Genomic DNA, 25,601 nt, shown 5'->3' with positions numbered 1-25,601 from the left:
CTGCATGGTAGGAGCCGGACCGCCATGCGGTCAAATGCTTGCTGAATGCGGAAGCTATACTTTCAAGGCATAGGCCTGGCACCGTCATGGCGACGGGATTCGCCAGCGGCACGAGATCCCCGGAGCAAAGACAGCACGAATGCGCAACATCGAAACCCGGCACTTACGCTACTTCATCGCCGTCGCGGAGGAAGGCAGCATCATTGCGGCCTCCCGGGCCCTGAACATCACCCAGCCAGCCTTGTCGCGGCAGATCCAGGACCTGGAGGGCGCCATTGGCGTCCCTTTGTTCGAGCGGCATGCCATGGGGGTGCAGCTTACCGATGCCGGGGTGAGCTATCTGCAGGATGCGAAGCAATCCCTGCTGCAGCTGGAACAGGCGCGCGATCGCGCCCATCGCATTGCGCAGGGGCAGACCGGTTCGTTCAGGCTGGGCATCATGCCGAGCTACCTGGCTTCACCGGTCACGCTGTCGATTCTCGAACACTATCGGGAGCACAACCCGGAGATCCTGCTGTCGATCGAGCCTCTGCTGTCATTGCAACAGGCGCAGGCGCTCAGAAGCGAGGAGCTCGACGGCGGCATCATGGCCTGGCGCACGGCGGACGATGCCAGCCTGAGCGGCATCCGCTTGTACCGGGAGCACTTCGTGCTGGCGGTGCCGGCGCAAGCCTCGCCGCCCGCCAGGCGCCCGAGGCGGCTGGCCGATATCGCCGGCGAACGCTTTGTCTGGTTCAGCCGGGAAAAATCGAGCGCGCAGCACAGCCTGCTGATGGCGGCCTGCGCGAACGCGGGCTTTGCCCCGCACATCGTCCAGATCGGCACCGACACGCCGACCATCCTCGGGCTGGTGGCCGCGGGCATGGGATGCGCGCTGGTGCCAGCCAGTTCGCAGCTRCATGCGCCACCGGCTGTTGCCTTCATCGCGCTGGCCGACCTGACTGAGCGCGTCGATATCGAGTTCGTGTACTCGGCGGCGCGCCGCTCGCCGCGCGTCCAGCGCTTTATCGAGTCCGTGCGGCACGTCACCGGCAAGAAGGCGAAATCCGCACGCGGCAATGCCTAGTGGTGCTCGCTTGGGTGCTCGCCTGCCGCAGTGTGCTCCTCCACCTTGGGGCTGTTCTGCCATCCTCCGCCCAGCGCCAGGAAGAGGTTGATCTGGTTAATGGCGACCTGGCTGTCCGATGCCGCCAGCGCGGCATCGGCCCCGGCCAGTGTGCGGTCGGCATCGAGACTGGACAGATAGGGCACGCGGCCCGCCTGGTACAGCATCCGGTGCTGCCGCGCCACTTCATTGGCGTCGTCGCGCGCCACGCGCAAGGACTGGTTGCGCTCCAGTTCGCTGGTGTAGGCGCTGAGCGCCGTCTGGGTTTCCTGCAACGCCTTCAGCACCACGCCATCGAAGCGGGCCAGCGCGGCGTCAGCGCCGGCTTCCATGCCGTGGATGCGCGGGCGCACGCCGTTGGTGGGCAGGTTCCAGGTCAGTAGCGGGCCCATGCTCCAGCGGGCGGTCGGACCCGTGCCGAGGTCGCTGAGCAGGCCGCTCAGGCCGGCCGACGCGCCGATGCGGATGGAGGGGTAGAGATCGGCAGTGGCCACGCCAATCTTCGCCGTGGCGGAGGCCAGTTCGCGCTCCGCCTGCCGTACGTCCGGCCGGCGCTTGAGCAGCGTCGCACCGTCCCCTACCGGAATCGCCTGGCGCAGCCGCGGTTCCTCCTTGCACTCGGATTCGGCCTCGGGCAGTGCCGCCGGCGGCTTGCCCAGCATGACCGCGAGCCGGTACGCCGCGCTTTCCTTTTCCGCCCTGAAGCGTGGCAGTGCCGCGCGCAGGGTCTCGGCTTGCGCCCGGGCACGCAGCATGTCGGTGGGCTGGCCACGGCCGGCGGCCACCATCTTGCCGGCGATCTCCACGCCACGCGACTGCAAGGCAAGCTGGTGCTCCGCCACTTCCAGCTCATGCGTGGCGGCGCAGCCCTGCACATAGGCGCGCACGGTTTGCGCCACCACGCTGACCCGGGCCGCGTCCAGCGCGGCCTGGCTCGCCTCCGCGCTGGCCAGCGCGGCCTCGTCGGCGCGGGCCAGCTTGCCGAAGAAATCCACCAGGTAGGACACCGAGAAGCCGAAGTCGCCCAGATTGAAGACCGGTATCTTCTCTTTGATCAGGAAGCTCTCGCCGGCGATCTGCGCGCGCTCGGCCTTGGCTGACAACGCCGCTTGCGGCAGGTTCTCCGACTCGACCTCGTGGTAGATCGCAATGGCGCGCCGCAGGTTGGCGGCGGCAACGCGCAGGTCGGTATTGGCGGTCAGCGCCTGCCGGACCAGCTTGTCGAGCCTGGGGTCGTCATACAGGCGCCACCAGTCGTCCGGCACCGGCGCGACGGAGACGGCCGGGTTCGCCGTGCCAAGCAAGGGGCCGTTGGCCTCCGGCGCGCGCACGGCGGCTTGCTCGGGCACGTGGTAATCGGGGCCCACCGTGGTGCAGGCGAACAGCAGCGGCGCCAGCGTGGGCAGCAAGGCCAGGCGGAACTTGCTCATCGCGCGCCCTCCTCGTCACGCAGGACGGGAATGCCCTTGCGGGGCTCCGCCACGGACACCGTCGCCGTGCGGCCCGATACGAGCCGCACCCCGGATGGCACGTCGTCAAGCACGATGCGCACCGGCACCCGCTGCGCCAGCCGCACCCAGTTGAAAGTGGGGTTCACGTTCGGCAACAGGTTGGAGCCGTTGCTGCGGTCGCGGTCCTCGATGCCGGCGGCAATGCTCTGCACATGTCCGTGCAGGAGGGTGCGCTCGCCCATGATGCGCACCGTGACGGGGTTCCCGATGCGGATGCCGTGCAGCTTGGTCTCCTCGAAATACCCTTCGACGTGGAAGGAGTCCGTGTCGACCATCGACAGCACGGGCCGGCCCGTGGTGACGTAGTCGCCCAGCCGCGGCAGGCGGTCGTTGAGAAAGCCTTCCACCGGGCTGACCACGCTGGTGCGGGCAAGGTTGAGTTTCGCCAGGGCGACGGCGGCTTCGGCTTGCGCCAGCGCCGCTTCGCCCTGCTGCACCCTGGCCTGCCCTTCCTCCACCACTTCCGTGGCGACCACCYCGGACAGGTTGCGGTTGCGGGCGGCCTCCCGGCGCGCCTGCGCCAGCGTCGCGCGCTGCGCGGCTGCCGTCGCCATGGCTTGTTGCAGCGCCAGCTGATAGCGGTCCTGGTCGATCACGAACAGCACCTGCCCGCGCCGCACGCGCTGGTTGTCCTTGACCAGGATGTGCGTGACCAGCCCGGAAACATCGGGGGCAACCTGCACCACGTCGGCGCGCACGTGGCCATCGCGCGTCCATGGCGCGATGGTGTAGTAGTCCCACAGGTGCCGGACGACGAACAGGGCGGCAACCGTGGCAAGCACGGTCAGCAGTACGGGGCCCAACAAACGGAATTTGAGTTTCATGATTGCAGCGAGCGGGCCATGGCGACCACGCCACCCAGCACGATCAGGTAAAGGGCGAGATTGAACAGCGACCGGTGCCAGACCAGCCGGTAGAAACCCACGCGGGCGAGCACCGCGCGCATGCCGGCGGTGATGGCAAAGGTGAGCAGCATCAGCGCGAGCAGGCCCGGCACGAACACGCCGTAGATATCGATTTCCGCGCTCAGCATTTGTGTTCCGCCTGCAAGGGAAGCGGCAAGCCGGGCAAGGCATCCGCCGGCCGCGCCGTCGCCGGCTCCGCCGGATATAAGGTGACACGGAGGGCGATCAGCGCGGCGAGCGCATGGCGGGCGCTCTCGCCCAGGGCTCCCGCGCTGTCGGATTGCAGGGCGACCTCGCGAATCGCCTTGTCGATCCGCTCGGACAGCGCGTCCGGGGGCGCCATCGCATGCCCGGCTTTCAGCCGTGCGCGGAAATGCAGCGCAACCGCATTCAGCACCCTGGTCACGCCCCGGCGCGCGGCCGGGCGCAAGGCTGGCAGGTTGCGCTGCAGCGCCAGCGCGCCAAACCCGACCTGCAGTTCGGCAAAGCCATCCGACGACATCTTGTCGTCGCTGGCCGCGAGCCGGGGCACGAGCTGGCTGAGCCGGTCGAGCATGCGGCCACCCAGCTTTGCCTGCTCGCCGGGCTCGCGCCGGGTCGCGGCCTGCGCCAGGTCCTTCCAGCTGGCGCGGATCAGCCGGTGCGCGGCCACGCGGGCGCCGAACGGCCGCGTGGCCATGGCCCACAGCGGCGCGAACAGCATGCCGCCGATACTGGCAAGGCTGCTGTTGAAGGTACCAAGGAAATTCGTATCGTAGACACTCTGCACATTGGCGAAGGAGGCCGTATTGACCGACAGCAGCATGGCGATCAGGTTGAAGCCCGGCCGCGAGATCAGCATGCCGATGCCCATGTAGGGCACCGCCAGCATGCCCACCAGGGTTTCGAAGTTGTGCGCGTTCGGCACCACCAGGAACAGGTAGAAGGAAGAGACGGCGAAACAGAAACAGCTCCAGCGCAAAAAGGAATGCGCCACCGGCCGCGGCTCCTCGATGGTGGCAAAGAAGCAGCACGCGATCGACGCCACCGCGACCGACCCCGCCCCGTCCTCCCATCCCGAGACGATCCACAGCATCCCCGCGCAGAACACGGCGAGGCTGGTCGAGCACGCATAGAACAGCAGCATGGCGTGATCGTGGTGATGCGCCCGGTCCGCACGGTCGGCTCGGTGGCTACTGCGGCCGCGGTGCGCCGCCGCCGCGCCCGCCGCCTGGTCGCCGATGCCGCGCTGCAAGGCGTGGCAGTCTTCGCACACCTCCGCCAGCTTGCGCAGGTGATCGTTGGCGGTGGCGACCAGGCCGGCATGCCAGCCCGGCGCCTTCCCGTATCCGGCCCACGGCCCGGCCGCCGGCTCCAGCGCGGGCGGCGGGCCATCGAAGCCAGCGCGGATCCAGCCCGACATGTCGGCCATATGGCGTGCCAGGTGCTCCGGAATGCCGGCCGTGTGGCGCCGCAGGGCCTGCAGGACAGCCGCCAGCGAAGACAGCACAGGCAGCAGCATCGTCATCCGCTCGCGCAAGGCGCGCGCATGGCGCAGGGTGTCCGCGCTTTCCGTGTCGTAGGACAGCTGTGTGATCAACTGGTCCAGCGCGAGGATATCGGCGGCCAGCCGGTGGCGGCTGCCATGGCGCGTGGCATTGGCGTCCGGATCGGCGGACAACATGTCGGTTGCCCAGAGCGCCGCGTCCGCCAGCCAGGTGGCGGAGCGGGCGCGCAGCGCCGGTGCCACCTTTGCCGGAAAGACGATGGCGCCCACCATGCCGGCGCAGACGATGCCGATGACAATCTCCTCGATGCGCGCAACGGCAATGTCGAAGACCTGCGCGGGTTCGCTGACCGAGGGCAGCGCCACGATCGGCAGCGTGTAGGCCGCCAGCAGGAACACATAGCTGCGCGGCGTGCGTTGCAGCAGCGAGAGATAGAGCAAGGCGCCGGTCCAGAGTGCGATCGCYCCCATCAGCATGACGGGCGCGTTGACCAGCAAGGGCACCGTGACCACGGCGGCGGTCGCGCCCAGCAGCGTGCCCACCACGCGATAGGCCGCCTTGGAGCGGGTGGCGCCCGTCAGCGGATGCGACACGAAATAGACGGTTGCCATGGCCCAGTACGGGCGGGGCAAGCCCAGTGCCAGCGCGATATAAAGCGCCAGCATCGAAGCGGCGAATGCTTTCAGCGAAAAGAGCCACTGCCGTGCGCTCGGCCAGCTAGGCATGACGCGAACCTGTTGTTTTTTGGGGGGCGCTCGATGTATTCACGCCGGCGTGGCACGCTGGCGGACAGGGGCGATGAACCAGGACGATCGGGCCGGCCGGCTAGGTGTTCCGCCCAAGGCGGCGTGCAACGGGACGCAGGCGCATCGCACGGGGGGCGGCGATGGCGGTTGGGCGCGTTTGCGCACGGGCATTCATCTTGTCTTCCTTGGCTTCCAGATCCGGCGCCGGGTTCCTGCAACGGCAGCCCGGCGCCGCATAGAAAAGAAGTGTAGCCAACTGGCGGCCATTCCGAACATGATTTAAAATTGCCAATCATATTCGCTTTTTTCATGGCAAAGGAAGTCCCCCATGCCCATCGATATCCGTGCCCTGCGGTACTTTGTGGAAACCGTGCGCCTCAAGAGCTTCACCCAGGCGGCAACCTCCCTGTTCGTCACGCAGTCCACCATCAGCAAGATGGTGCGGCAGCTGGAAGACGAGATTGGCCAGCCGCTGCTGATCCGCGCGGGCAAGCAGGTCCAGTTGACCGACGTGGGGCGGGTGGTCTACGAACGCGGGCAGGAAGCGCTGGGCGTGGTGCACCGGCTCACGCTGGAAGTGGCCGACCTCTCCTCCCTGGGCCGTGGCCAGCTCACGGTAGGGATTCCGCCCATGGCCAACCTGTTCTTCTCGCCGGCCGTCAGCGCCTTCCGCCAGCGCTATCCCAACCTGGACCTGAACCTCGCCGAGCATGGCGGCCACATGGTGGAACAGCAAGTGGCGAGTGGGGAGCTTGAAGTCGGCGCAACGGTGTTGCCCAGGGATAGCGACCTTGCCCTGGCCACGCGCGAGTTCGCCAAGTATCCGATCTGGGTGGCGGGATCACGCAAGGCCAGCTGGGCCAAGAACAAGACCGTCACCCTGGCGGCGCTGCGCGACGAGCCCCTGCTGCTGCTGACAGAAGACTTCTCCCTGACCCGGAAGCTGCGGCAAGCCTTCCTCGAGGCCCGCATCGAACCGCGGGTCGTGGCGCAAAGCGGACACTGGGAATTCCTCGCCTCGATGGCGGCGGCCGGGCTGGGCACYACCTTCCTGCCGCAGCCGCTGCTGTCCAAGCTGCAGCTCGAGGACAAGCTGGCCGTGGCGCGGCTGACGGAGCCCACCATGGACTGGGCGCTGGCGCATATCTGGGCGCAGGGACGGTATCAGTCGCACGCGGCGCGGGCGTGGTTGTCGGTATGCGCGGAAGTTCTGGGGGCTTGAGGGTGGGTCTTGTGGGCAGGCGGGGAATGCTGACGCCGCCTTTCCCATGGGAGCGGGAATCAGGAATCGCCTCCGGCGACACATTTACTTCGAGAACGCCTCAAACACCAACTGCCGCAACCACTGGCTGGCCGGCTCCCGATTGTTCCGGGCATGCCAGAGCACGTTGATCACAATATCGGGAATCTTGACCGGGCACGCCGCCGCCTCCAGGCCAAAGGGCTTTAGCGTCCGCTCCGCATAGGCCTCCGGCACTACCGCAATCATGTCCGTCGTCTGCAGGATATGGCCCACCGCCACGAAGTGCGGCACCCGCAGGCGCACCTGCCGCGGCACCCCCGCGCGCTGGATCACTTCGTCCACCATGCTGTGGCCGGTCCCGGCCGCCACGATCGCCACATGCTCGGCGTTGCTGAACGAACCGATCGTCATGCCCTCGCGCGCCAGCGGATGGCCCTTCCTGAAAATGCAGACGTAACGCTGCCGGAACAGGCGCCGCTGGAAGAAACCGGCCTTGAGATCCGGCATGAAGCCGATCGCCAGGTCGACGCGCCCGCTTTCCATCTCCTCGCGCAAGTTGACCGTATGGTTGCGCACCGTGCTGATGGTCACGCCCGGCGCCACCTTCGACAGCCGCTTCATCAGGTCAGGCAGGAAATAGATCTCGCCGATATCCGTCATGGCGATGGTGAAGTTGCGCGTGCTCGATGCCGGCTCGAAGGCTGACTGCGCATTGAGCGTGTTGTGGATGGCACCAAGCGCATAGCCGATCGGCTCCGCGAGATTCTCCGCGAACGGCGTGGGCACCATGCCCCTGGATGTCCGCAGGAACAGTTCGTCGCCAAGCAGCTTGCGCAAGCGATTGAGCGCGTTGCTGATGGCGGGCTGGGAAATGCCCAGCGCCTCCGCCACCGCGGAAACGCGGCGCAGGCGAAGCAATTCGTTGAACACGACCAGCAGGTTCAGGTCGATTTCCCGCAGTTCCATTCCGCCTCCTTTATCACTCACAGTGATATGACGTATCACCTTCCTTCTATTTATTTATTTTACCTGCCGCGCCAATATGCGGACAACGACAGCAAGCATCGTTGGAGACAAAGCCCCATGGAAGTATCCATTCATCCGCTCGCGCGCACGCTCCACGTGCAGCCCGGCGACAACCTGCTGGACGTGCTGCGCGCCAACCAGGTTCCTATTTCATACAGCTGCATGGCGGGACGATGCGGCACCTGCCGCTGCAAGATGGTGGGCGGCCGCGCGCTGGTTGCCGGGCCGGAGGATTCCCGCGCGCCCATGGCGGCGGGGGATACGGTGCTGGCGTGCCAGACCACGCTGGTGGAAAGCTGCGCGATCGAGATTCCCGAACTCGACGAAGTCGTGGTGCACCCGGCAAAGATCCTCAAAGGCACGGTGACCGGCCTGGATGACCTCACACATGACATCAAGCGCGTTCGCGTGGGAATTCCGAAGCCGCTCGACTTCTCGCCCGGGCAGTACGCGACGCTGCAGTTCACGCCGCGCCATATCCGCCCCTACTCGATGGCGGTCGCCCATGGCGCCGATGAACTCGAGTTTCACATCCGGCTGGTGCCCGACGGGCGCGTCACGTCCTATGTGGCGTCGGAGTTGAAGGTCGGCGATGCCATCCGCGTCAGCGGTCCGCTGGGCACGGCCTACTTGCGGCGCAAGTGCGACGGCCCGGTAGTGTGCATTGCCGGCGGCACCGGCCTCGCCCCGATCCTGTCGATCCTGCGCGGCATGCTCGATGCCGGCATGCGCAATCCCGTGCATGTCTACTTTGGTGTCCGCACGCAGGCGGACGTGTATGGCCTGGAGTGGCTACGCGAACTGCAGGCGCGCCACGCCGCGCTGCACGTGCATGTAGTGGTGGCGGCAGCCGGCGACGGCGACGGCTTCCGGGGCGGCGTGGTGACCAAGGCGGTCGCTGACGACTGGGCACATATGGGCGGCTGGCGCGCCTATCTCGCCGGYGCCCCTGTCATGGTCGACGCCGCCTCCATCCTGCTCAGGCAGAGAGGCATCGATCCCGAGCACATCCACGCCGACGCATTCCATGCCAGCGGCGTCTGAGACATCCCGACAACAAACCACACGGAGACAAGCCATGCACGAACAGGCCATGTGCGAACAGGCTATTGCATTCAGGAAGAAGGAATGGAAGGACGAAGGCTCAAGCCGGATTCCGTTCTGGGCCTATACCGACGACGAAATCTACCGGCAGGAGCTGGAACGCTTCTTCTACTCGGGCCACTGGTGCTACATCGGGCTGGAAGCGGAAATCCCGAACCCGGGCGACTTCAAGCGCACGGCGGTCGGCGAGCGTTCGGTGATCGCCAGCCGTGCGGCGGACGGCGAGATCTATGTGGTGGAAAACGTCTGCGCGCACCGCGGCGTGCAGTTCTGCCGCGAGCGCTCCGGTAATCGCAAGGACTTCACCTGCCCCTATCACCAGTGGAACTACGACCTCAAGGGCAACCTTGTCGGCGTGCCGTTCCGGCGCGGCGTCAAGCTCGACGGCAAGGTCAATGGCGGCATGCCAGCCGACTTCGACCCGAAGGCGCACGGCCTGACCAAGCTCAAGGTCGCGCGGCGCAACGGCGTGATCTTCGCCTCGTTCGATCATGCGGTGCCCGAACTGGAGGACTATCTCGGCCCGGCCATCCTGGCCTACTTCGACAGGGTCTTCGATGGCCGCAAGCTGACTATCCTCGGCTACAGCCGCCAGCAGATTCCCGGCAACTGGAAGCTGATGCAGGAAAACATCAAGGATCCGTACCACCCCGGGCTGCTGCACACCTGGTTCGTGACGTTCGGGCTCTGGCGAGCCGACAACAAGTCGGAGCTCAGGATGGATGAGCACTTCCGCCACGCGGCGATGATCTCCACGCGCGGCCAGGGCGGCAAGGGCGAAGTGACCAGCGGCGTGTCCAGCTTCAAGGAGCAGATGAACCTGCACGACGACCGCTTCCTCGACGTGGTGAAGGAAGACTGGTGGGGCACGCCCACGGCGGTGATGATGACACTGTTCCCCAGCGTCATCATCCAGCAGCAGGTGAACTCGGTTTCCACCCGGCATATCCAGCCAGCCGGCCACGGCACGTTCAACTTCGTGTGGACGCACTTCGGCTTCGAGGACGACGATGCCGACATGACCCGGCGCCGGCTGCGCCAGGCGAACCTGTTCGGTCCGGCCGGCTTTGTCTCGGCCGACGACGGCGAAGTGATCGAGTTTTCCCAGCAGGGCTTCGAGCAGAAACCATTCCACCGGACGGTGGCGGAACTGGGAGGACGCGAGATCGGCGATACGGACCACATGGTGACCGAGACGCTGATTCGCGGCATGTACAACTACTGGCGGCGCGTGATGGAGGCTTGAGACATGCTCGACTTTGAAACCTACTCGCAAGTGCTGGCGCTGTATGCGGACTACGCCGCGGCGCTCGACAACAACGAATGGGGGAAGTGGCCGGACTTCTTCACCGAGGCGTGCGTCTACAAGCTGCAGCCGCGCGAGAACTACGATGGCGGCTTCCCGCTTGCCACACTTTCCTTCGAGAGCCGCGGCATGCTCAGGGACCGCATCTACGGTGCGACCGAGACCATCTTCCATGATCCGTACTATCAGCGGCATGTGGTCGGCATCCCGCGCATCCTGAAGGCCGATGCGGAGCGGATCGACGCCGAGGCCAGCTATGCGGTCTTTCGTACCAAGCCGGACGGGCTGTCCACCGTGTACAACGTGGGCCGCTATATCGATGTGATCCGGCGCACCGGGGAGGGCTTGAAGTTTGAGTCCCGGCTATGCGTTTTCGATAGCGAGATGATCGCCAATTCCATTATTTACCCGATTTGAGGTGTGCCATGCCGAAGCAATGGATTCAAGTGATGCCACTGGTCGCGATTCCCAAGGATGATGTCGTGGCGGTTAATGCTGGTGGCCGGGAGATCGCGCTTTATAGCGTGGGGGATGAGATTTACGCGACGGATAATGCTTGCAGTCATGGTAACGCGCGGCTGTGTGATGGGTTTCTCGATGGACACGAAATTGAATGTCCGTTGCATCAGGGGAGGTTCGATGTGCGCACCGGGCGGGCTATGTGTGAGCCGCTGACTGGTGATATTGAGGTGTTTGGGGTGAGGGTTGAGGGTGGGGGGGTGTTTGTGGAGATTTAGGGGGGCTTTATTTGAGCGATGTCGGCATCTTGCACCCAAAGGAATACGACATCCCCCTGCGGGGGACGCCGGTCACTTTTCTTTGCGTTCGGCAAAGAAAACTAACGAAAAGAAAGCCGACCCTGCCGGGGGCAGAGCAATCGCGAATGCGAGGTCCAGGGGATTCGTCGTACGGCCACAGTTCTGCTGGCTTCTGCCGGTACCGGCTTGAAAGGCCACGAACCTGCCAGTTTCCAGGATTCGTGGTGGAGCCCCCGGTAGCCGAATGCTTGCCCATTCGACCATCTGCCGTTACCGGCGCGAACCACCACGACACATCGCCCGCCAGTGGTTTCGTGGTGGGGCGGGCGCGGTGGTCAAGGCCTCGGGCTTATCAAAGCGGTGCCACCGCGCCCGCGACGAAATAGAAATTGTGCAGCACTGATAATAAGAAAATTCATCACGCATCGGGACTTGTCCGATTGATCTCGATGAGGCACTAGGCACAAATGGGGGGCGATTTGCGCACATAGCCCATCTTGAGGGAGATCGTATGCAGGAAGACATGCAGCCCATCGGCATTTGGGAGGCTCAACCATGATGCGAAGAATTGCCTGCGTTGGCGACGTACTGGAGCGCGGCGGGAAGATCCTGCCTTATGCAGGCCTAGCTTGTACCTTTGGCGACCCAGGCCACCAGGCCGCACTGATCGGAGGCCAGGCTTACTGCGAAACCTGCAAGAGCACCGGCACGATTGCTAAGTCCGGCGGGCCGCGCCGGATGCAGTTCATGGGCGAGATTGCCCTGGACGGCGATATTGTCCTGTGCCAGTGCCCCACGCCGCCGCGCATTGTTGCTCTGCTTGCCGGCGAAAAGTGGTTCGAAGATATGGGCGCGCGCGACGGGGCATCCGGGTTGCGTGGCTCCGGTAATCCGGGGTTCACAGCTACGGGAGCTCAAGCCTATGGCTGGCATCGGCGCACCGGAAAACATCACCGGGTCTGATTCGCGGGACGCACTGGCATCGCCGCGTTCAGGAACTATTGGAGGCGCGATGGCGAAACGGCTGGCAACGCCAGCGGCGGTCACATTGACCTGTGGAATGGGTCGCGGCTGACGATCAGCAGCACTCCCGGCGTCGTTTCAACAATCGGTCGCAGCTTGGGATGGGATGCGTTCTTTCCCGGCACCCATTATGGGTGGTCGGATCTCGGGCGATCAACGGAGATACTCTTTTGGGAAATCAAGTAGGCTGGCGGCGCTTCGTTGTGACGGCAGCATTTGCCGGCGTCGGCGTGGCCAGTGTAGTCGCATGTTCCGTCATTGATGCGTACCTCTGTGACGTGTTCCTGCGCCTGTGCACGCCGCGGCCTGGGGCATGCGTTGGAATAGACGTGTGCCCTGCTGATGTCCGGATGCTGTTTGGCTTGATCCTGCTGATACCCGTTCCACCGGTTCTGTTTGGGGTGCTGGGGTTCGTGCTCAGCACGCGCGTCGAGAGAACCGGCCTGCTAGCCGTGGCGTTGGTGGCGACAATTCTCACGCATTGGGCAGTAACATTCGCCGCCACTAGAATTGTTGCGCTGTAGCAGCTAGGTATTGCGTGACATGAAGAAAAGTAAGTGCGCCCTGCCGGGCGCACCCAAAAGAAAGCGATCCTTGCAGGAGGCTGGTGTATCGGCATCGGCATCCTTGCCCATTCGCCCATTCGCCCATTCGCCCATCTGCCGGTGCCGGTGCCAGTGCCGGTGCGCACCATCACAACACATCACGTCGTGATGGTTTTGTGGTTGGGCGGGCGCGGAGGTGAAGCCCTCGGGCTCATCAATCCGGTGCCACCGCGCCCACGACGAAACCGGTATCGCTTGCAACTTCGTGGCTGGTCACTCTGCGAGCGAAAGACGGCTTGAATCGAGAGATGCCCGCTGGTCCCTGGTGGGTGCACCCTCACTCCACGGCAATCGACGCGCTCTTGATCAGCGCCTGGCTCCTGCCCAGTTCGTCGCGGATGAGGCGGGCGGTCTCTTCGCCATTGCCGCTCTTCACGACAAAGCCCTGCGCGGCGAACAGTTCCTTGGCCTTGGGCGCCGCCAGCGCCTTGGCCATCGCCTGCTGTAGCCGCGCGGTGATGTCCCTGGGCAAGCCGGCGGGGCCGACCAGCGCGATCCAGGCGTCGTAGGCATAGTCCTTGACGCCGGACTCCGCCAGGGTCGGCACGCCGGGCAGGCTATCCAGCCGCGTCGGGGTGCTGACCGCCAGGGCTCTCAGCTTGCCGGCCTTGATCTGCGGCAAGGCGGATGGCGTGGCCAGGAAGGCGGCATTGATCTGTCCGCCAAGCACATCGGTCATCAGCGTATTCACTCCCTTGTAGGGCACGTGCAGCATATCGATGCCTGCCTTGGATTTCAGCAGTTCGCCGGCAAGGTGGAGCACGCTCCCTTTGCCAGAGGAACCGTAGCTCAGGCTGCCCGGATGGGCGCGCGCCGCGACGATCAGTTCCTGCGCTGTCTTGTACGGCGAGCCCGCACCCACCACCAGCACCAGCGGCGTCGTGCCGATCAGCGCCACGGCCGTGATGTCCTTTACGCTGTCGTAGGGAATATTGCGATACAAGCCGGGGTTGATGGCATGGTTGGACGACACCACCGCGAGCGTGTAGCCGTCGGCGGCGGCGGACACCAGTTGCCGCGTGCCGGGAATGCCGGCCGCCCCTGGAATGTTCTCCACGTAGAACGGCTGCCCGAGGTCCTGGCCCAGCCCCTCGGCCACCACGCGCGCGACCACGTCGGCGGTGGAGCCCGGCGAGTTCGGCACGATCAGGCGCACGGTCCTGGCGGGATATTTGTCGGCGGCGCGGGCGGCGGGCGTGCCGATGACCGGCAGTGCGGCTGCCGCGGACAGCATGGCAGTGGCGGCAAAAAACCGCCCCGCCGCGCGCAGGGCGCGCGAGGTGATGGGGAACATGTCTGTCTCCTGTGAATGCTGTGAATGGCGGCCGGGATCTGTCGCCCCGCTCAGGTGCCGCGATGCCCTCGCTGCCGCGGGGGCCTGGGGTGAATGACTACGAGGCAGGCCGGGCGGTACTGGCCTGCAATTGCCCAAAGGTGCTGATCTGCCCGGCCAGCGCGCTCGCGGCCACGGTGTAGGGGCTGGCGAGCCAGACCTGGCCCGGCCCCGAGCGACCGGGGAAGTTGCGATTGATGGCGCTGATGGTGACCTGCCCGCTGGTGGTGGAAGCGCCCGGCCCGCAGTTGGCGCATGAACCGCAGCCCGGCATGACCAGGGTGGCGCCGGCGGCGGCGAAGGTGTCCATGTAGCCGCGCGCTTCGCAGTAGTCCTTCACGCCGAGGGTGCCGAACTGCAGGAAGAGCCGAGTGCGCGGTGACACCTTGAGCCCATGCTCCAGGCCCCAGCGCAATACCTCGTGGTAGTAGTCGAAATCCTCGCGCTTGCCGGCGGTGCAGGACCCGCCGTAGGCGATGTCCACCGGCACCGGCTGGTCCAGGGTGTCCGCCGCGATGCCGTTGCCAGGATCGCCGGGGCGCGCAACCATGGGCGCGATGACGCCTGCGTCGATGCGGATCACGTCGCGGTACGTTGCGCCTGCATCGCTGCGCATCCAGTCCTCGACGGCGAAGTCGACGCCACGCCGTGCATTCAGGAAGGCCACGGTCTTGTCGTCGGGTTCGACGATGCCGGTAAAGCCGCCCAGCTCCGCCACCATATTGGTCAGCGTGGCGCGCTCGTCGATGGACAAGGCCCGTACCGTGCTGCCAGCATATTCGAACACCATGCCGATGGCACCGCCGGAGCGGATTGCGTCCATCTGCAGCAGGTAGAGCACGATGTCCTTGGCCGTCACGCCCTCGGCCAGTTCGCCCTCGACCTCCACGCGCAGCGTCTCCGGCACCTTGCAGCGCACGTAGCCGGTGACCCAGCTATTGGCGACATCGGTGGCGCCGGCGCCGAACGCCAGGCAGCCGAGCGCGCCGGAATGCGGCGTATGCGAATCGGTACCCACCACCACCTGCCCCGGCAACGCGTATTGCTCGGCCATCAGCGCATGGCAGATGCCTTCCGAACCCGGCGTTTCGCCCGGAAGCGCGTTATGCGAGCGCACCGGGTAGTCGTGCGCAAAACTGCTATGTCCCTGCATCAGGTTGGCCACACCGGGCAGCAGGCCGTCGCGCACATGCGGAAAGCTCTGGGCCGCCAGCACAAGGTGGTCCTGGAAGGCAATGATGTGGTCGGGCCGGTGCAACGCCGCCGGCTTGCCGAAGGCGCGATGCATCAGGTGCGCGCACATGCCGGTGAAATAGTCGTGCGAGAAACGCCAGTCCGCCATCACGAACACGCCCTGGCCGCGCTCAGCACTCGGCGTGCCAGGGAGCAGATGGCGGGCGATGATCTTTTCCACCAGGGTGCGCGGTGCGGCATCGCCCGTTGCCTCCGTGGCCTGCGCACCCTCGCCCGCCGCCGGCCAGTTCGCCGCGCGGCTATAGGCCAGCAGGCCACCGGCGCGGATCACCTGCCGGGTCAGCGCGTCGCGCCCGGTCAGGAACGCCTCGATGGGGATCGCTTCGCCCGCCAGCACCCGGTCGAGCACCGTGAAGTCCGTGGTGGTGAGGATGCCGATGTTGTCGCAGTTCTGCTGGTAGATGCGCTCGAAGCTCTCGGCAACGATCAGGCGGATGCCGGCCGACAACTCGGCCAGCGGACTGGACTCGCGCGAAGACCCCTTGCCGTAGCGCTTGCCCGCTACAGTGACCGCGAAGCCGCCGTTGCGGATCGCATCGCGGCCGATCGGCTGCTCGCCGCCGGCCTGAAAGCCCACATAAGGGAATTGCCCCAGGCGCTCGTCATAGGCGAGCATGATCGTGACAGGCGTGATCTCATCGGTGGAGATGTTGTCGCGCAGCGGGCCCGCTGCGGCCAGGGTCATCGGCCTGCCCTCAAGCTGGGCGCGCACGCAGGCGGGATCTTGCGACAGGTACAGCACGCGGCCGCTGAATCGAATGGTGTCTTCCATCATGGGGGTTCTCGTTCTGATGGCCCCACTATATGTTTTGGCGCCGGACGGGCAAAGTGCGGAGTCGGCATGGCAGCCGTCTCGGTTCGAGACGGCTGCCATGCCTTGCTATCGTTGCTATTGCCAATACCGCTATTGGCACCATTGGCGCTATTGCCGGCAGAGAAACCCCACCAATGCCGCGGCACTGGCCGAAAGCTGCTCGTGCGACTGGAACACCACCACCAGTTGCCGCGTGGCCCAGGCATCCGCCAGAGGCCGCGCCGCCACATCGAGCGTGTTCAGGTAAAGCTCGCCCACCTGGCGCGGCACGATGGCGATGCCCAGCCCGACATGCACCATGCGGCACAGCGCATCCAGGCTGGCCACCCGGATCTTGATCCTGAGCGCTGCGTTCAGGCGTGCAGCCTGATCCGACAACAGCCGGCTCAGTGCGCTCTCATCCCGCAGCGCAACAAACGTCTCGCCCAGCAAGTCCGCGAAGCGCACCGCCAGCGCCGAGGCCAGCGGATGGCCGCCCGGCACCAGTACGCATAGCTGGTCCTCCCGGTACGGCAGCGAGACGAACTGCTCGACGCCCGGGATGGCGTTGCAGATTCCAAAATCCGCACTGCGCTCGCCCACCATGCGCAGCACCTCGGGGCTATGCTGCTCCTCCAGCTCGATGCCAACATCGGGATACACCCGGCCAAAGGCCGCCAGGTCCTCCGGCAGGAACTGCACGATGGCGCCGAGATTGCATACCATCCGCACATTCCCGCGCGCACCCGAGGAAAAGCGCGACAATTCCGCCCCGAGCGCCTCGATATTGCCGATGATGGCCAATGCATGGCGCAGCACCGTCTCGCCCACTGGCGTGACCGTGATGCCGCGCGGATGCCGCTGGATCACCGGCAGGCCGATCATCGCCTCGATCTCGGCGATGCGGCGGCTGACCGCCGACGGTGCAATGAATTCACGCTCGGCGGCGCGGGCAATGTTCTGTTCCTGGCAGACGGCGACGAATAGCCGCAGCGAGGTCAGGTCGAGTTTTCTGAGCAGGTTGTCCATGGCTGCGATGCTACAACGATCAGGCATCGCGGACGATGCCGGACGACGATCGCGCGGCACGCCCGTGCGACGCTGGTTTGTGCTCCGCACAACGCGCTACTTCAATGTCGCCCGCAACGGGATGACACGGCCGTGATAAGCATTATTCAGCCCGCCCCGTTGCTGCCGCACTCCCGACGGCGCAGAATCCGCGCCCCGGCGTGCACTTCCACGCCTAGAATAAATGCTTGCATTGCCCCACAGATCACCAGCCCAGTCTTGCGTCGTAATCCGCGCCGGTGCCGTACTTCGTGCCCGCGCCCTCATGTACGGAGACCTAGATTGCCGCTGCGCCTCGCCTTCCGGTTCTTCCCGTCTCGTTCGCCCGGCTACCCAGGCCGGACGTGTCAGGCCGTGTATCTCGTCCGGACGCCGCCGCAGCGGCATCGGCGCATTCCCAAGGAAAATCCATGGCTAATTTCAGCCCTTCGCGCCGCACGTTCCTGAAGGCCAGCGTCGTGGCCGGGGTATCGGTGTATATCGCACCGATCGGCGGCAAGGCCTTCGCGGCCTTGTTCGAAGAAAAAATCCTGACCCCGGTCCAGTGGGACCCCAAGACCGGCGCCCCGAATTTCCGCATCGACGGCATGGCCAAGGTCACTGGCGACAAGGTCTTCGCCCGCGATATCCGTTCGCGTGACATGCCGCACTGGCCCAAGGCGCAATCGCATGCCTTCATCCTGCGCGCCACCAAGGCGGATCGCAGCTATGCGGGCTTCGACCTGGCGTTGCTGGGCGACGATCTCAAGCCCGACCGCGTAGTCACCGCCGCGGACCTGACGCGCGACGGCGTGGCCTTTCCCGCCTTCTATGGCGAGGACATGCTGCTGCCGGAAGGCAAGACGCCGGCCTATCTCGGTCATGCCGTGGCGATCCTGATCTATCACGATTTCGCCCGTTTCCGCTTTGCCAAGGACAAGCTCAAGTTCCACGACGAGATCATCCGCTACGGCGCCTCGACCGGCCCGCTGGAGCGCGATCCCTGGGGCACCTTCCGCTTCGTGCGGGTGGGCGGCGAGACGCCGTTCGACGATGATGTGTTTTCCAGCCTGAAGAATGCGCCGCTGTTCCCCAGCATGATGCGCAAGCACGAACCGGTCTGGCCCGACGGCAAGGACCACGGCCAGCTCGGCGAGCAGGGCATGTTCCACGCCGGCCAGATCCGCCAGCAACTGGACCAGCCGCCGGCTGACTGGCTGGTGYTGGAGCGCGAGTACAACACGCAGTCCGTCGATACCGCCGCGCTGGAACCAGACAACGCCAACTGCTGGTATGACGCCGGCACGCAGGCGCTGCACATGGTCGTGCCGACCCAGTCCCCCATCGAAGTCGGCGAAAGCGCGGCGGAGATGATGGCCAGGGCCAAGGGCGTGTTCCCGGTGAAGCAGGTGTTCGTCCATCCCTGCTACACCGTGGGCTATGGCTCCAAGGATCACTACAACTTCCCCTTCTATGGCCTGGTGACGGCGCTCTACGCCGACGGCAAGCCGGTGCGCCTGGCCAACGACCGCTACGAGCAGTTCCAGACCGCGATCAAGCGGCACGCCTTCAGGATGCGCTACCGCATCGCGGTGGACAAGAACACCGGCCTGTTCCAGTCCTTCCAGGGCGACTTCGAGGCCAATGGCGGCGGCCGCGCCAACTTCTCGCCCTCGGTGGCAATGGTGGGCGCCACCGCGGCGCAGTCGATCTATTACTTCCCGAAGAACGACCTGACCGCCGTGGCCATCGCCTCGCGCGCCATCGATGCCGGCTCGGCACGCGGCTACGGCACGCTGCAAAGCATGGCGGCCACCGAGATGATGGTCGACGAGTTCGCCGAGCAGCTCAAGCTCGACCCCATCGAGTTCCGCCTGAGGAACGCGCTGCGTTCGGGCATGAAGAATACGCAGGGCGCGATCCCCGCCGGCGCCATCCGCGTGGATGAAGTGCTGGAGGCGGCCAGGGCCCATCCGCTCTGGACCGGCCGCGCGAAGAAGAAGGCGGATTTCGAGGCGAGCCATCCCGGCCGGCGCTACGGCGTGGGCTTCGCCTGCGTGCAGAAGGACTTCGGCACCGGCGCGGAAGCCTCGTTCGCCAAGGTGGAGATGCGCGCCGACGGCACCATCGCCCTGCATCACTGCGGCGCCGAGATCGGCACCGGCATGTCGACCTCGCAGGCGGTGGCCGTGACGCGCTGGCTGGGCAAGCCAGCCACCGAAGTGCGCGTGGCGATCACCGACTGGCCCGACCTTCCCGTCACCGCCACCGGCGATCCTTACCTGATGAGCCAAGCCGACCAGGACAAGCTGTCGGCCAATCCGCGCTGGTCGCCGGCCTACGCCTCGCCTTCCAGCGCGACCAATTCAGCCTACTACTTCACCCACAGCACCCGCGAAGCCGCGCGCGTGGTCTTTATGCACGGCCTATGGCCCGCTGCCATGGCGATCTGGAGCCAGGGCGTCGGCGGCGGTCAGGCCGCCTCGCTGGTGGTGCGCGTGGAGGATGCGCGCTGGGTCAAGGGCAAGCTCACCGCCGGCGGCCTGCAGGCGCTGCCCTACGAACAACTGGCAAGGAAGGCGCACGAGCTGGGCCTGGTCACGGGCGCCACGGTGCACGTGTTCAATCGATGGCAATGGAGCGAGGCTGATTTTGAGGTCGACGGCACGGCTGCCCGGCTGCCCATCGACGGGCTCTCGGTACGCTACGGCGATGGCGCGGACGCCGCGCGCAAGGCGCGGATGACCACCAGCGGTGGCTACCAGGTGCTGGACCGCAAGAAGGTTTACATCGCCCCGACCCAGCGTAACAACGCGACCGTGACCTATTACAGCGCGGTGGCCACGCTGGTGGAGCTGTCGGTGGCCGAGGCCAGCGGCAAGGTGGATATCCTCAGCCACCACTCCATCATGGAATGCGGCTCGCAGTTGTCGCCGGAACTGGTGTCCGGGCAACTCCAGGGGGGCATCGCCATGGGCATCGGCCACGCGCTGCACGAGATCCTGCCGCTCTATGAGGACGGGCCCGGCAACGGCACCTGGAACTTCAACCGCTACCACTTGCCGCGCGCCAGCGACGTGGCGGTGTGGTCGCAAACCGGGATAGTCCTGCCGCCCGTGTCCGACACCGATCCGCCCAAGGGCATCGCCGAAGTGGTGATGATTCCGGTGGTGGGCGCCATCGTCAACGGCATCGCGCATGCCATCGGCCATCGCTTTACCGCCCTGCCGGTCAGCGCCGAAAAGATTCAGGAGGTCCTGGCATGAGCATCGCCACCCAACCGCTTTCCCTCAACATCAACGGCAAGGACGTTGGCCCCATCGACGTGCCGGAAGGCCTGATGATGATCGACTTCCTGCACGAGTACCTGGAACTCACCGGCTCGCGCCTGGGCTGCGGCCAGGGCATCTGCCACGCCTGCGTGGTGATCCTGGACAAAGCCGACGGCAGCAGCGAGGAAGTGCGCGCCTGCATCACCGGCGCGCACTACTTCCAGGGCAAGAAGGTGCGCACGGTGGAAGGCCACGCCAGGCGCAACGACAAGGGCGAGGTAGTGGAACTGTCGCCGGTGCAGCAGAAGTTCCTGGAGCACTTCAGCTTCCAGTGCGGCTACTGTACGCCGGGCTTCGTCAACGGCGCGACCATCCTGGTGGAGCGGCTGAAGCGCCAGCCGGTAGCGCGGGGCAAGGTCGACGAGACCATCGCCGCGGCGCTCGACGACCATATCTGCCGCTGCACCGGCTACGTGCGTTACTTCGAAGCCGTCAAGGACGTGGTGGTCAACACCCCGGGCCTGGTAAAGGAAGACAAGTGATGACGAGCCAGCCCGACTTCCTCCGGCACGCGCGCACCACGCTGGCGACAATGGCCGCGCTGGGCGCGGCCCTGCTGGCTGGCTGCGGCGACCACGCCGCCCCGATCGACACCGCCGCCGACCAGCAGCCCGCCACCAAGCTCTCTCCCGCCGACCAGATCGCACGCGGGCGCTACCTGGCGCGCGCCGCGGATTGCGCCGCCTGCCATACCAGCGCCCAGGGCGCGCCGTTTGCCGGCGGGGTGGAACTAGCCTCGCCATTTGGCACCTTTTACGGCACCAACATCACGCCGGACAAGGACCACGGCATCGGCAAGTGGAGCGCGGACGATTTCTACAAGGCGCTGCACGACGGGGTCGCGCCGGACAAGCATCTCTATCCGGCCATGCCTTACACCTCGTATCGCGGCCTGTCGCGTGGCGACACCGATGCGATGTACGCCTACCTGATGCAGCTGAAACCGGTTGCCGTGGCCAACAGGCCGCACGATCTCAGCTTCCCGTACAACATGCGCGTGACGCTGCCCGGCTGGAACCTGCTGTTCCTGAAGGACCAGCTGCCCGACGCCTCCACCGGCCAGACCCCGCCCTGGCAGCGCGGCCGCTACCTGTCCAATGCACTGGGCCACTGCGCCGAATGCCACACGCCGCGCGCCGCGTTCGGCCGCCTGGACGCGGCCAAGCCACTGGCCGGCGCCGCGCTCGGCCGCGTGGCCGCGCCGGACATCACGCCCGCCGGCCTGGCCGCGCGCGGCTGGACGGGCGCCGACCTGCAGACCTTCTTCGCCACCGGCATCGCGCCGCAAGGCTCGGCTTACGGCGAGATGTTCCCCGTGGTCCATCTCAGCAGCCAGTACCTGAACAAGGCCGACCTCGCCGCGATGTCGACCTACCTGCTGGGCGACCAGCCGCCGCAGCCCCAGCCGCTCAAGCCGGTCAGCGCGGACGCGGCCCTGCTCAAACCCGGCCGCCAGCATTACCTGGCCGTCTGCGCCGGCTGCCACGGCCGCGATGGCGAGGGCAAGCCGCACGTGGCGGTGGCGATGCTGGGCAACTCCACCGTGCGCAACGCCGACCCGCACAACCTGATCGTATCCATGCTCGACGGCATCGAAGCCCAGAAATTCCCCGGGCTGGAGAGCCTGCAGGACATGCCCGGCTTTGCGTCGCGCATGAGCGACGCGGAGCTTGCCGACCTGGCCAACTACCTGCGGGCGAGCTACGGCGGACAACCCGGCGATGTGAGCGCGGACAAGGTGAAGGCCCTGCGCGCGGAAGCGGGCAAGGGCCATTGAGGGAGAGCACCGGCGCGGACGTGCCGGCGCACTGCCCGGTTCACGGGACGTTGCACTCCGAAGGGTTGGGGCTCAGGAAGGCTGCCAGGCGCTCAGGCGCCGTCGAGGAAGGGGTTGCGCTGGCCCAGGCGCGTCCCGAGCGCATCGGGAGCCAGGCTCATGCTGGCGGCGTCCATTGCCGGGTTGGGGCTGCGGGCCAGCGTCGGGTCGACCGGTGCGGGCGCAACGCCCGGCTGAACCGGCTGTTCGGCACCTTGCGCATAAGGATCGCGCGCGGCCGGCAGCGTCGCCTGGGCCGACGGCGCTGCCGCCGGCGTGGCTTGCACAGGCTGCGCGGATGACACCGACTGGGCGGTTTGCATAGGTTGGGTGGATTGCATCGGCTGAGTCATCGGCATCGGCTGGGCCGGCTGAATGGGCTGGGCCTGCTGCGCGAACAGCGGGTAGGACGCGATCATCGCGCCAGCCATCAACAGGGATTTCGCCAGATGTTGCTTCATTCGTGTACCTCCAAAGAACGCCTTCAGGCATGGGAAGGACCACTGTAGCGCCGAGGTACCTGACATTTTGTTTGATTTTGCAACAGTCATTTACCAGCGTTGCCATCGACGCCAAGGCGCGTTATCTGCGCGCGCTCGATCGTTGTGCTGCCACCAGAGAGCGGGGACGACTGGCTAGTGTGCCGAGCACCCAAAGCTGTCAGGCGCTTCCTGATCCTCTGCACGGCTGACCGCATGGACGGCAGCTCTCCGTGGCGATGGCCCCTCACCTGCTCCCTAGACCAGCAACGCCCTCTTGTTTTCCAGAAACGCCCAATCGTCGGCATCCGGCAGCGGCCCGTCCCCAATTTTCACCACCGGCCACTTCTGCGCCAGCTTGTCATTGAGTTCAACGAAACCGAGTTCCTCCTCTGTCAGGTCATAGTCATTCTTGATGGCATTGACCGGGCATACCAGGGTGCAAATCGTGCAATTCAGGCAGACCGACGGGTCGATCACCATAAAGTTCGGCCCCTGATGGAACGCATGCACGGGACAGACTTCCGCGCAATCTCCATAGCGGCAGTTGATGCAAGCTTCAGTGACGACGCAAGCCATGGCGACTCCAATGACAAATCCCGGAGCACCACGCCCCGGGGATAGGACGCCGGCAATTTCAGGAGGTCTTGCGGAAGCCGGCCGTACCAAAGAAGACGTTCGGCTTGCGATAGACCGCGAACAGCAGGCAGCCCTCGTCGGAACGGGTTTCGTGCAATGAACCAGGCTGGCGCCAGACGAACTGGCCGGCGCGGCAGATCCCGTCGTGATCGTAGAACGATCCCTCGAGCACATAGCTTTGCTCGATCTCCGGATGCTTGTGGAATGGCAGCACCGCGCCTGGCTCCCACTTGAGGAGCACGGTCATTTCGCCGGCGGCGTCGTTGCGATACAGGACTTTCATCGAGATCTTCTCGAACTGGGAGGGCTCCCATTCGAGGGTATCTGGATCGACATAAACCGAACCGCCGGGGGTCGGCTCCAGTTTGCCCTTCAAACGCTCGCTGAAGTGTTGGTTCTCAATCACGGCAGTCTCCTCTGGACAGTTAGGTAAGTGCAAGCGCGCAAACACGATGCGTCGCACGGAAACTAATTTACTCAATAGTTTCCTTTTGGTCAACCCACCTTCAATGTGTTTTGATATTTATGCTTTATTAGTAACTTTAGTTTCCTTGTTTACCCTACATTGCTTGAAAATGTTTCCCAATTGACTACTATGAACGCGCAGTTCTCGCGAGATTGCGCCCCCGAAGCCAATGACAAGCAGCAAACAGGAGACAGGAGACACCGATGGATGCATACACAAACACGGAGGGCGCCGCAGGTTTGGTCGACACAGCGCACCGATCCAGCGGCAGGGACAGCATGAGCAAGGTGGTGACGGCCAGCGTCATCGGCACCATGGTCGAGTGGTACGACTTTTTGCTCTATGGCACAGCCGCCGCGCTGGTGTTCAACAAGCTGTTCTTTCCATCGCTAGACCCGTTGATGGGGACCATGGCCGCGCTGGGATCCTTTGCCGTTGGCTTTATCGCGCGCCCCCTGGGTGGTGTCGTATTCGGGCACTTCGGCGACAAGGTCGGCCGCAAGACCATGCTGATGACGACGATGTTCCTCATGGGCGGCGGCACGTTCGCCATCGGTTTGCTCCCCACCTATGGCCAGATTGGCATCTGGGCGCCGGTGCTGCTGATCTTGCTGCGCGTGATCCAGGGCATCGGCATCGGCGGGGAGTGGGGCGGCGCGGCGCTGATGGTGATCGAGCATGCGCCGCGAGACAAGCGCGGCTTTTATGGGAGCCTGGTGCAGATGGGATTCCCGCTGGGCATGCTTGCCTCTACCGGCATCTTTGCCTACCTGAGCAGGATGGCGGACGCCGACTTCCTGGCGTGGGGCTGGCGCGTCCCGTTCCTGCTGAGCGCCATTCTTGTCTTCCTGGGCTTTTATATCCGCTTGAAGGTCTCGGAATCGCCGGTCTTTGCCGCGGCGTCGCAGGACAAGGAGCCGCCGAAGATCCCCCTGCTCGAGGTGCTGACCAAGCACCGCCGCAACCTCGTCATCAGTATTGGATTGAAAGTCTGCGAAGTTGCCTGGGTCTATATCCTCACCGTGTTCGTCGTCGTGTACGGGACCACCGTACTGAAAATTCCCAAGACGGTCATTTTGGACGGCGTGCTGCTTGGTGCCGCGCTGGAACTGCTGACGATCCCGTTGTTCGGCCATCTGTCAGACCGCTGGGGCCGGCGCCCGCTGTATTTCCTGGGATCCCTTTTCACCATCGCGGCGGCCTATCCGCTATTCATGTGCATCCAGACCGGCAATCCCGCGATCATTGCGCTGGCCGTGGCAATTTGCATGAATCTGGGCCACGGCTCCATGTACGGTCCACAAGCCGCCCTGCTTCCCGAGCTGTTCGGCACCAAGGTACGCTACAGCGGGGCATCGCTGGGGTGCCAGGTGGCGGCGGGCATCGGGGGCGGCCTTGCGCCCATGCTGGCGACCGCCCTGCTGGCCAGGCAAGGACATTTCGTCGGCGTGGCCATCATGATTGCCGTGCTTGGCCTCGTTACCCTGATCGCTACCGCGGCCAGCACTGAAACCTATCGGGACAACCTCTACGAATCCTGACGGATGGCTGCTTGCGGTGGCGTCGCCTTCCTGGCGCAAGGGCAGCGCAAGCGGCGCCCAACCCCCCTGGGCAACAAACGCC

25 protein-coding genes are annotated in these 25,601 nt (G+C 65.4%); 14 read left to right on the top strand and 11 right to left on the bottom strand.

The genetic code is table 11. From position 1 onward, the window contains the following. Nucleotides 1–139 precede the first annotated feature (139 nt). Nucleotides 140–1,066, top strand: coding sequence for a LysR family transcriptional regulator (locus tag AC1DN0_RS16460; protein WP_441633217.1), 927 nt, complete (start codon nt 140–142; stop codon nt 1,064–1,066). Here the strand turns inward: AC1DN0_RS16460 and AC1DN0_RS16455 are convergent. Genes AC1DN0_RS16455 through AC1DN0_RS16440 form a run of 4 tightly spaced genes read right to left on the bottom strand, consistent with a single transcriptional unit; the run spans nt 1,063 to nt 5,733 of the window. Beyond that, nucleotides 1,063–2,535: an efflux transporter outer membrane subunit gene (locus AC1DN0_RS16455; protein ID WP_441633215.1), complete on the bottom strand. Its 1,473-nt coding sequence runs from the start codon at nt 2,533–2,535 to the stop codon at nt 1,063–1,065. The two genes, AC1DN0_RS16460 and AC1DN0_RS16455, sit on opposite strands and share 4 nt — an antisense overlap. Beyond that, nucleotides 2,532–3,440: an efflux RND transporter periplasmic adaptor subunit gene (locus tag AC1DN0_RS16450; RefSeq protein WP_477145851.1), complete on the bottom strand. Its 909-nt coding sequence runs from the start codon at nt 3,438–3,440 to the stop codon at nt 2,532–2,534. Before AC1DN0_RS16450 ends, AC1DN0_RS16455 begins: the two co-directional genes overlap by 4 nt. Next, nucleotides 3,437–3,649 (bottom strand): DUF1656 domain-containing protein, encoded by a 213-nt coding sequence (locus AC1DN0_RS16445; protein WP_045235883.1) that lies wholly within the window; start codon nt 3,647–3,649, stop codon nt 3,437–3,439. The genes AC1DN0_RS16450 and AC1DN0_RS16445 overlap by 4 nt, the downstream gene beginning before the upstream one ends. Continuing rightward, nucleotides 3,643–5,733: an FUSC family protein gene (locus tag AC1DN0_RS16440; protein WP_441633211.1), complete on the bottom strand. Its 2,091-nt coding sequence runs from the start codon at nt 5,731–5,733 to the stop codon at nt 3,643–3,645. Before AC1DN0_RS16440 ends, AC1DN0_RS16445 begins: the two co-directional genes overlap by 7 nt. A 73-nt stretch (nt 5,734–5,806) precedes the next feature. Here AC1DN0_RS16440 and AC1DN0_RS16435 point away from each other — a divergent pair, with 73 nt between their 5' ends. Further along, nucleotides 5,807–6,037, top strand: coding sequence for a hypothetical protein (locus AC1DN0_RS16435; protein WP_441633210.1), 231 nt, complete (start codon nt 5,807–5,809; stop codon nt 6,035–6,037). A 45-nt stretch (nt 6,038–6,082) separates the two neighbouring features. After that, nucleotides 6,083–6,976, top strand: coding sequence for a LysR family transcriptional regulator (locus tag AC1DN0_RS16430; RefSeq protein WP_441633208.1), 894 nt, complete (start codon nt 6,083–6,085; stop codon nt 6,974–6,976). An 84-nt stretch (nt 6,977–7,060) separates the two neighbouring features. Here the strand turns inward: AC1DN0_RS16430 and AC1DN0_RS16425 are convergent, their stop codons facing one another. Beyond that, complete coding sequence (locus tag AC1DN0_RS16425; protein WP_441633206.1) at nt 7,061–7,963, bottom strand: LysR family transcriptional regulator; 903 nt, start codon at nt 7,961–7,963, stop codon at nt 7,061–7,063. A 117-nt stretch (nt 7,964–8,080) separates the two neighbouring features. Here AC1DN0_RS16425 and AC1DN0_RS16420 point away from each other — a divergent pair, with 117 nt between their 5' ends. From AC1DN0_RS16420 to AC1DN0_RS16390, 7 genes are all read left to right on the top strand, one after another. Then, nucleotides 8,081–9,067, top strand: coding sequence for a 2Fe-2S iron-sulfur cluster-binding protein (locus AC1DN0_RS16420; protein ID WP_441633204.1), 987 nt, complete (start codon nt 8,081–8,083; stop codon nt 9,065–9,067). 49 nt (nt 9,068–9,116) lie between these two features. Beyond that, complete coding sequence (locus tag AC1DN0_RS16415; RefSeq protein ID WP_441633255.1) at nt 9,117–10,373, top strand: aromatic ring-hydroxylating dioxygenase subunit alpha; 1,257 nt, start codon at nt 9,117–9,119, stop codon at nt 10,371–10,373. 3 nt (nt 10,374–10,376) lie between these two features. Continuing rightward, entirely contained in the window at nt 10,377–10,850 is a 474-nt protein-coding gene (locus AC1DN0_RS16410) for an aromatic-ring-hydroxylating dioxygenase subunit beta (RefSeq protein ID WP_441633202.1), read from the top strand. 8 nt (nt 10,851–10,858) lie between these two features. After that, the gene (locus AC1DN0_RS16405; RefSeq protein ID WP_441633200.1) at nt 10,859–11,170 is read left to right on the top strand and encodes a non-heme iron oxygenase ferredoxin subunit; all 312 of its coding nucleotides are present in this window, start codon (nt 10,859–10,861) and stop codon (nt 11,168–11,170) included. Nucleotides 11,171–11,746: 576 nt separating this feature from the next. Beyond that, on the top strand, nt 11,747–12,154 hold the full coding sequence (locus tag AC1DN0_RS16400; protein ID WP_441633198.1) for a PAAR domain-containing protein: 408 nt from the start codon (nt 11,747–11,749) through the stop codon (nt 12,152–12,154). Nucleotides 12,155–12,172: 18 nt separating this feature from the next. Next, nucleotides 12,173–12,400 carry a T6SS effector amidase Tae4 family protein gene (locus AC1DN0_RS16395; RefSeq protein ID WP_441633253.1) on the top strand — a complete coding sequence of 76 codons (228 nt, stop codon included), beginning with the start codon at nt 12,173–12,175 and terminating at the stop codon, nt 12,398–12,400. Next, nucleotides 12,385–12,738 carry a hypothetical protein gene (locus tag AC1DN0_RS16390; protein ID WP_441633196.1) on the top strand — a complete coding sequence of 118 codons (354 nt, stop codon included), beginning with the start codon at nt 12,385–12,387 and terminating at the stop codon, nt 12,736–12,738. The genes AC1DN0_RS16395 and AC1DN0_RS16390 overlap by 16 nt, the downstream gene beginning before the upstream one ends. A 358-nt stretch (nt 12,739–13,096) precedes the next feature. Here AC1DN0_RS16390 and AC1DN0_RS16385 read toward each other — a convergent pair whose 3' ends face one another. The 3 genes from AC1DN0_RS16385 to AC1DN0_RS16375 form a co-directional block, all read right to left on the bottom strand. After that, nucleotides 13,097–14,113, bottom strand: a complete 1,017-nt coding sequence (locus AC1DN0_RS16385; RefSeq protein WP_441633195.1) for a Bug family tripartite tricarboxylate transporter substrate binding protein — start codon at nt 14,111–14,113, stop codon at nt 13,097–13,099. A 97-nt stretch (nt 14,114–14,210) separates the two neighbouring features. Then, a complete protein-coding gene (locus AC1DN0_RS16380) occupies nt 14,211–16,178 on the bottom strand; it encodes an aconitase family protein (protein WP_441633251.1) in 1,968 nt (655 codons plus the stop codon). Nucleotides 16,179–16,328: 150 nt separating this feature from the next. Further along, complete coding sequence (locus tag AC1DN0_RS16375; protein WP_441633193.1) at nt 16,329–17,228, bottom strand: LysR family transcriptional regulator; 900 nt, start codon at nt 17,226–17,228, stop codon at nt 16,329–16,331. Nucleotides 17,229–17,677: 449 nt separating this feature from the next. On the opposite strand from AC1DN0_RS16375, the gene AC1DN0_RS16370 reads away from it, so the two are divergent. From AC1DN0_RS16370 to AC1DN0_RS16360, 3 genes are read left to right on the top strand one after another with little or no spacing between them, the layout of a single operon-like run. Further along, on the top strand, nt 17,678–20,512 hold the full coding sequence (locus AC1DN0_RS16370; protein ID WP_441633191.1) for a xanthine dehydrogenase family protein molybdopterin-binding subunit: 2,835 nt from the start codon (nt 17,678–17,680) through the stop codon (nt 20,510–20,512). After that, entirely contained in the window at nt 20,509–21,060 is a 552-nt protein-coding gene (locus AC1DN0_RS16365; protein WP_441633189.1) for a (2Fe-2S)-binding protein, read from the top strand. The genes AC1DN0_RS16370 and AC1DN0_RS16365 overlap by 4 nt, the downstream gene beginning before the upstream one ends. Next, complete coding sequence (locus AC1DN0_RS16360) at nt 21,060–22,355, top strand: c-type cytochrome (RefSeq protein WP_477111825.1); 1,296 nt, start codon at nt 21,060–21,062, stop codon at nt 22,353–22,355. Before AC1DN0_RS16365 ends, AC1DN0_RS16360 begins: the two co-directional genes overlap by 1 nt. A gap of 92 nt (nt 22,356–22,447) precedes the next feature. On the opposite strand, the gene AC1DN0_RS16355 is transcribed toward AC1DN0_RS16360, so the two are convergent. The 3 genes from AC1DN0_RS16355 to AC1DN0_RS16345 form a co-directional block, all read right to left on the bottom strand. After that, on the bottom strand, nt 22,448–22,855 hold the full coding sequence (locus AC1DN0_RS16355) for a hypothetical protein (RefSeq protein ID WP_441635003.1): 408 nt from the start codon (nt 22,853–22,855) through the stop codon (nt 22,448–22,450). Between the two features lie 276 nt (nt 22,856–23,131). Then, complete coding sequence (locus AC1DN0_RS16350) at nt 23,132–23,452, bottom strand: DUF3470 domain-containing protein (RefSeq protein WP_045235870.1); 321 nt, start codon at nt 23,450–23,452, stop codon at nt 23,132–23,134. 58 nt (nt 23,453–23,510) lie between these two features. Continuing rightward, on the bottom strand, nt 23,511–23,918 hold the full coding sequence (locus AC1DN0_RS16345; protein WP_400092867.1) for a cupin domain-containing protein: 408 nt from the start codon (nt 23,916–23,918) through the stop codon (nt 23,511–23,513). A gap of 263 nt (nt 23,919–24,181) precedes the next feature. Here AC1DN0_RS16345 and AC1DN0_RS16340 point away from each other — a divergent pair, with 263 nt between their 5' ends. Then, nucleotides 24,182–25,519: an MFS transporter gene (locus tag AC1DN0_RS16340; RefSeq protein ID WP_441635001.1), complete on the top strand. Its 1,338-nt coding sequence runs from the start codon at nt 24,182–24,184 to the stop codon at nt 25,517–25,519. Nucleotides 25,520–25,601 lie beyond the last annotated feature (82 nt).

The organism is Cupriavidus sp. 05N39, assembly GCF_056397325.1.
The sequence above is the reverse complement of the archived record's forward strand: the minus strand, read 5'-3'. Positions and strand labels throughout refer to the sequence as shown.